6 protein-coding genes are annotated in these 6,150 nt (G+C 62.4%); 3 read left to right on the top strand and 3 right to left on the bottom strand.

Annotated elements, in window-relative coordinates:
- Positions 1 to 525: 525 nt before the first annotated feature.
- Both BLR04_RS39210 and BLR04_RS39205 read left to right on the top strand, forming a co-directional pair.
- The gene (locus BLR04_RS39210; protein WP_218129354.1) at positions 526 to 1,116 is read left to right on the top strand and encodes a hypothetical protein; all 591 of its coding nucleotides are present in this window, start codon (positions 526 to 528) and stop codon (positions 1,114 to 1,116) included.
- Positions 1,116 to 1,820, top strand: coding sequence for an HAD family hydrolase (locus BLR04_RS39205; RefSeq protein ID WP_143022449.1), 705 nt, complete (start codon positions 1,116 to 1,118; stop codon positions 1,818 to 1,820). Before BLR04_RS39210 ends, BLR04_RS39205 begins: the two co-directional genes overlap by 1 nt.
- A gap of 71 nt (positions 1,821 to 1,891) precedes the next feature.
- On the opposite strand, the gene BLR04_RS39200 is transcribed toward BLR04_RS39205, so the two are convergent.
- Positions 1,892 to 2,329 carry a GntR family transcriptional regulator gene (locus tag BLR04_RS39200; RefSeq protein WP_143022448.1) on the bottom strand — a complete coding sequence of 146 codons (438 nt, stop codon included), beginning with the start codon at positions 2,327 to 2,329 and terminating at the stop codon, positions 1,892 to 1,894.
- 355 nt (positions 2,330 to 2,684) lie between these two features.
- On the opposite strand from BLR04_RS39200, the gene BLR04_RS39195 reads away from it, so the two are divergent.
- Entirely contained in the window at positions 2,685 to 3,068 is a 384-nt protein-coding gene (locus tag BLR04_RS39195) for a hypothetical protein (RefSeq protein WP_090774236.1), read from the top strand.
- A 216-nt stretch (positions 3,069 to 3,284) separates the two neighbouring features.
- On the opposite strand, the gene BLR04_RS39190 is transcribed toward BLR04_RS39195, so the two are convergent.
- Both BLR04_RS39190 and BLR04_RS40320 read right to left on the bottom strand, forming a co-directional pair.
- Positions 3,285 to 3,971 (bottom strand): IMP cyclohydrolase, encoded by a 687-nt coding sequence (locus BLR04_RS39190; protein ID WP_090774243.1) that lies wholly within the window; start codon positions 3,969 to 3,971, stop codon positions 3,285 to 3,287.
- A 301-nt stretch (positions 3,972 to 4,272) separates the two neighbouring features.
- Positions 4,273 to 4,812 (bottom strand): hypothetical protein, encoded by a 540-nt coding sequence (locus BLR04_RS40320; protein ID WP_143022447.1) that lies wholly within the window; start codon positions 4,810 to 4,812, stop codon positions 4,273 to 4,275.
- Positions 4,813 to 6,150 lie beyond the last annotated feature (1,338 nt).

The raw sequence follows: 6,150 nt of genomic DNA, 5'->3' as shown, positions 1-6,150 counted from the left end.
TATAGGGCAACCTATCAGGGGTTCAAATCCCCTATCCTCCGCGCCTGGTTGAGGCAGTAAACGCGAAGGGGCCGACCCTACCCAGTCGGCCCCTTTCGCTATGTCCAGTCTCAGTTTCAGTCTCAGTTGGCCTCTTCGGAGGGTTCCTCTCCCTCCTCGCCCACCTCCCAGAGCAGGCTGTCAACCTGCTTGGCCACCGTGTTCCGGATGCCGTCGGTGACGTGCTGGTTCCGGCGTGCCATGCCGCTAGGACTGGCTCGTTTCACGGGCCTGAGCTTCCGTTTGGTGAACCGGCGGCAGGCGGACAACGTCATTAGCGTGTGAAACCCATCCATTGGATCAGCATCGTCGTGGCGGCGGTCCTGCTCCTCGGCGCGGTCGTCCTGGTTCCGGGCACGGTCGGCGAGCCTGCGCCGCCGGTATCGGCTTCGTGTCCGCAGCGATGGGACAGCAACGAGATCGGCCACTGGGTGCCAGATGCCGCCGACCTCGACGGAGTCGAGGACTCGCTCGTGCCCGGTACGCGTGCGACCTCACATCGAAGAAGCGTTCAAGCGGCCGGAGGTCTCCATCGACTTCGCCGGGTTCTCCGGCGAGACGCTGCACGGGGCGGTGATGGAAGCGCTCGACAACATACGGGCGGGCCGCCTGACCCCGGAGCGCATCTCCATCCGGCTCCTCCTACCGGACACCGGCCGTCCGTGGTCTCTCCCTTGCCGGGTGGACAACGGGCAGGATGAACCGCTGTTCAGGCAGCGCGCCGAAAAGATCATCTCCCGGCATGCCCAAGCCATCGTGGACTCGGTCCACGAGCTGAGAGACCTCGGCCTGGTGCCCCATGCGTCCGCCGACGTCCGGATCAGCGGAGAACCGCCCAGGTTCAAGATGTACGTGATCAACGGGGAAGAGGCGTTCTTCGGCTACTACGCCGTGGCGGAGCACACCGTAGCGCTCGGCGCGGCGCCGGTCACGATGTACGACCTGATGGGCAAGGACACCGAGCTGTTCCACTTCGCGCTGAGCGACGGTCCCGATTCGACGTCGGCCCAGTACGTGCAGCAGTCCTCCGTGTGGTTCGACACGGTGTGGAACAGCGTCGCTCGCGAGGTGTCGTGATGGCGGTCTCGGGTCCTGACGCCGTACGGGCCGTCATGGACCAGGCGCGATGCCTCCTGCTCGACTTCGACGGGCCGGTCTGCGACATCTTCGCGGGACTGCCGGCGTCCACCGTCGCGGCCACCCTCCGCACCACGCTGGAGGAGGCCGGCGCGAAGCTCCCGGCGCAGGCTCGCGCCACGGATGACCCTCTGGAGGTCTTCCGGCTCAGCGCCTCCCTCGGCGCCGAGCTGAATCAGCTTACCCTGAGGGCGCTCATGGACCTGGAAGTGAAGGCGGCCAGTACGGCTCGCCTTACTCCAGGCGCGGCGGATCTGATGGAACGGGCACACGACAAGGGCCTGCCCGTGGCCATCGTCAGCAACAACTCGGTGGCCGCGGTGACGACCTTTCTGGATCGCGAGGGACTTGGCGGCCTGGTGCAGTACGTCTCGGCGCGAGCGGCGGCGGATCCTTCGCTCATGAAGCCGAGCCCTTACCTGCTCGAACAGGCTCTCAGCCATCTCGATGCGGAGCCGTCGTCCGCCTTGCTCGTCGGGGACTCGGTGACCGACGTCGAGGCGTCCAAGCTGGCCGGTGTGGTCGCCGTCGGCTTCGCCAACCGGGCGGGAAAACTTGACCGTCTAGGCGACGCGGGGGCCGACCTTCTGGTCACCAGCATGGAGGAGCTGGCGGACGCACTGACCAAGTCTGAGCGCGCATGAGAGCCCTTCTGGTGAGGTCCCTCATGGATATCCGGGCAACCTCGACCCTGCCTCTCAAGGTGGCTCAGTGCTCAGTCGTCGCCTTGATCGCTCATACTCGGACCAGCATCGATCGCCGACCGCGCAAGGATCACGGTGCGGCCGTCGGCGTAGGTGACCACCAGCACAGGTTCGCCTTCGGGGAGGCCCAGGGTTGTGCGCTCCGCGGCAGTCGGCATCCGGGCCGTGATCCGCGCTGGCTTCTCCAGGCTCACCACCGTGAGCTCCGGCGGGGTCCGTACGGTGCTTCCCCGCCGGTTCTCCGTGTCGATGAGCCCGTCGGAACGCAGCAGCCGCAACGCCTGGCGAACAGTGGCCTTGCCGGTGCCGAACTCCTCGGCCAGGGTGTCTTCGTTCTTGAGCTTGTCTCCAGGCTGTAGCGCGCCTCCCTCGATCTGGGCACGCAGAAGGTCAGCCACCTGCCGGTAGAGCGGCGTGAATGAGTTCGGATCAACCTGCACCGTCCTCATGATTCTCGCGCTATAGCGCTCCTGCACCTTTATGCTATTACGTAATAGCGCAACTATGAGCGCTCAGTGACCAACTCCACACGGAGAAGTTCAGCCATGACCGGGTACACGACCGTCCCGTACACGATCGCCTTCGCCAACGAACTAGTGAAAGATCCGATCGCCTTCGAGCCCTACGCGGGCCGAATGCGCCTGGCCTACCAGCCATCCCAGCCTGGCGACTGGATCAAGCCTCCCGCCGCTAACCTTGGGAGTTGGGCATCCTCCGCGCCAGGGTGCGTGACTACTGGACAAGCCCGACCTGCGCGGCTCCGAACGCATGAGGAAACTCAACACGCGGCGGCAGTGGCGGTGCATGAACAAGCTTCTCTGCCAGGTGTGCGGCGGTCCGGCGGTAGACCCGGAGTCGCCCCTGATCCCGTGGCTACTGACCAAGACGGTGTTCGAGCGCACCGGCCTGGACAGCGGCCGTACCAACGCTCCGCCGACGTGCTGGAACTGTGTCCCCACGGCCCTGGAGCAATGTCCCATGCTCCGCGACGACTTCACCCTGTACACCGTGAGATCCGTCGAGACCGCCGGTGTGCTGGCCAACCTCTACCGGCCGGGAATCTTCCGTGAGCCGATCCCGACCGCGCACAACGTCTTCGTTCCATGGGACGCATCCCGCTACCACCCTCGCACGCTGGCCGTCGCCAAGGTGCTGGAGTTGCACGGCATGAAACACGTGGGTCCGTAGAAGGGCTCTCAGTGTCCCAACTGTCCCAGGCGTCCCCACTCTGGCCATGACCAGGCCAAGCGCACTCTCCAGGCTAGGGACAGGTCACCTGGATGGCTGTCCCTCCTGTCCCTGGACCGTCGCGACGTGTCGGAACACGCGAAGATCAGAATGGTGCTGCGCACGTCCCCCATGGCGCTACGCGCCAAGAGCGGCTGCAACACCCGGGGGGCGCCTCTAACGAGTTTGGTTGCGCAAGGTAGCCGCGGCGAGATCTTGGGGTGTGAAGGTGGCTGCCGCCACACGGAATCGGGGATCAAGTGCTTGCCACAACTCATCTAGGAGGTTGTGCTTATCAGTGGCCTTGGTCAGGGCTTCGAGGAAAGGCTCCCCCGTGACGAGTTGTTGGCCGTCGGAGACGTAGGTGGTCATCAGAACGGCGTCACCGGGAGCGAGGTCTCGAACGGAAAGCGTCAGAAGGTTGGTTGAGGTTCTGTCGCTAAGACTGCGACGAGCTGCGCCGAACCACGCGTCCGCAGGGGAGTTCACATTCACGATCACGGTGATCCGGGGCGTGAAGATCGGTGGATCTGGCTCGTACTCCAAGCCGTTCAGCGCCGCTGCCGGCGACTGCCCTTCCTGTAGACGGTCGGCAACGGTGGCGACCTGCTTCCCGTTGCCGAAGGCGAGCCAATCACCACGCGCTGTGGCAGCAATGTAGTGGCGCAGCGGATCGTTAGCGGCCGGGCCAGTAGGGACGACAATGAGCTCTTGATCGACCAGGCGGAAAACACGCGCCTGCGATACCGGGCTGCGGCCTGTCAGAAGGTAGCCGCCACACATCACGCCGTCGAGAGTCCTTGCCCACACCACGCTCCGCCCCGGATAGCGGTTGGCCTGGAGAATCTCATGCAGCGGCTGCATGGACACCTTGGCTCCTTTCATGATCTTTCTGTATCTGGCCCTCGCGATAGCCGTGACGTTCTGCGAAGGTTCTACGACATTAGTCCTTACCTGCCCGTCCGGCCCTGACAGGAAGCCTCTCTGCTGTCTCCGAACGAGAAGTGCCGCAAGGGGCTACGTGCGGAGCCCCCCAGTGTTACAGCCGAAGCCCCTTCAGATGGGTCTCATTTAGGGTCTCGGTTCACCCCGCACACAGGCGTTCACCAGGGTTGGCGCAGGCTCCCACGCACCGGCCAGCCTAGACGACTAGCGAATGACACAGCTAGCCATTGAGCACTTTAGATACCACTTCAAGACCCCACCTTAAAAATGCATGTTCTGCAATCTGAAAGCGATGCGGGCTAGGCGGTTCTCTAAACGTCGCCACTTTGCCGTCTTCTCTCCTGTTCGGATTATGCAGTCGAACAATTAGGCCGTACCGAGCAAGATTAAGATGACTTTCATAGGCATCTCGACTTAGCTTATACCTAGCCTCCCGGATACCACGCGACAAAAACACTCCTTCCGCGTCGTGAACATCGGGATGGATTTTCTTAAGATCCAACAATATCAGATATGTGGCTATTTCGGCAGGCGACAATACGTGGACCCATCCGCTCGTAAAGAAGCGAACGGGAACATCGATGACCTCGTCATTTTCGATCGGCACGGTGTATCGCACACGCGCTCCAGCCCTTGTCGGTACTCCACCTTCATCCAGAAGTCGAAATCTTTCAAATCGGCCCTTCGCGCTCCTACCTCCACCCAGTTCAACCAACATTTCCCGTTCAAGATGGCGAAGCGCACGCTTGAACTGTCGCACGAGGTTATCTTGGGGAGTCGTTGCGCGAGTGCGAGACGCAGAAGGGGCTGCGATCAAGTCGAGCCATGAGAAACTTTCTCCTCGCCTAGGCAATAAAGGGCGACCGTTCTTCGGCTCCACGCCCGGCATGCACCTACACTGCGCCTCAAATAGGGCGACAAGATAGAGCTGGAGAGCAATTCCCCGCGAAGACACCAACGAGGAGAGCGGCGAATTATGCCAGGAAAGCGAAAACTCTTCCAGCTCTTCCGTTTCCCTGTCGCCAAACAATGACAAGGTCAAATTTCTTAGTGACAGAGTGAATCGAACATCAGTGTCCCTCGCGACCACAAATGATCGCCTAATCTTCACGCTCTGCAGGTTCTTTGGTGACTGGTAGGTGATCTCCTGACATGCCTGTCGGGCGTGTCTGTAGACCTTCGCGTGTTCCCTCAGGTTTCTTGCCCTCGCAAGCCGGGTGCCGTCCACGCGCCCTCCACTTCTGACCCATTGACCCGCATCCCAACGCGCGTGCGCCGCGCGGGCGCGCGTTGGCCACGAAAATTGATGCGGGCTAATAGGTCAATAGGTTAGACGCGCGAGAGGGTAATCCGCTGCCGCACGATGGGCTCACCTCAGCAAGAGATGAGCAGAAAGGGCGGAGCTTGAGACATGAGCGAGGATGCAGCACCGAATCGCCATCGCCAGGGACGGGGAGCCCTGAAGAACGGCCTTCAGCGAGCACTGATGGGTGGAGCGGTGATGACGCCCGCCTTGCTGGTCCACCAGAGTGTCGTGATCGGAATCGTCACAGGCGTCGCAGCAGCACTCATCGCGGGCGTTGTCCTGCCCGCTGTCTGGTCTACGCGCCGAAGTCGGAGGTTGGCGGCGCTGGAGGTCATGGACCGACTCCTGGGCAGAGAGCAGCCACAGCGAACGAATCGCAAGGCATGACCAGAACCGTTCAGAGGTGCGGGGCGAGACGACAGGCCTGCATGTCGGGTCGTAGACGTGCCTGTAGGCTCCTGTGGCCGCCTCGCATCGAAATTCTCGAACTGACTAGCGCCTCAAGCCCTTCGCAGGCCCAGGAGAGCTCTCAGGGTTCCCTCTCGGGGCTGCGTCCAATGGACATCGTTCGTGATGCGGTCCAGTCTCAGTCTTAGTCTCAGTTCATGTCCGTCCGGACGCGTTCAGGGACTGACGGTGTACCACCCGCGCTCAGCTCAGAACCCCTGCCGGACCCTCCTGAACCCCAGCTTGCAGACTTGGAAAGCGTGTATAGGGCAACCTATCAGGGGTTCAAATCCCCTATCCTCCGCGCCTGGTTGAGGCAGTAAACGCGAAGGGGCCGACCCTACC

The organism is Nonomuraea maritima, assembly GCF_900100395.1.
Taxonomy (GTDB): Bacteria; Actinomycetota; Actinomycetes; order Streptosporangiales; family Streptosporangiaceae; genus Nonomuraea; species Nonomuraea maritima.
This window is presented reverse-complemented; position numbering and strand designations above follow the sequence as displayed.

Coding starts and splice junctions, on each gene's coding strand:
- BLR04_RS39200 (WP_143022448.1), bottom strand. CDS start 2,329: ATGAGGACGGTGCAGGTTGATCCGAACTCATTCACGCCGCTCTACCGG.
- BLR04_RS39195 (WP_090774236.1), top strand. CDS start 2,685: ATGAACAAGCTTCTCTGCCAGGTGTGCGGCGGTCCGGCGGTAGACCCG.
- BLR04_RS39190 (WP_090774243.1), bottom strand. CDS start 3,971: ATGCAGCCGCTGCATGAGATTCTCCAGGCCAACCGCTATCCGGGGCGG.
- BLR04_RS39205 (WP_143022449.1), top strand. CDS start 1,116: ATGGCGGTCTCGGGTCCTGACGCCGTACGGGCCGTCATGGACCAGGCG.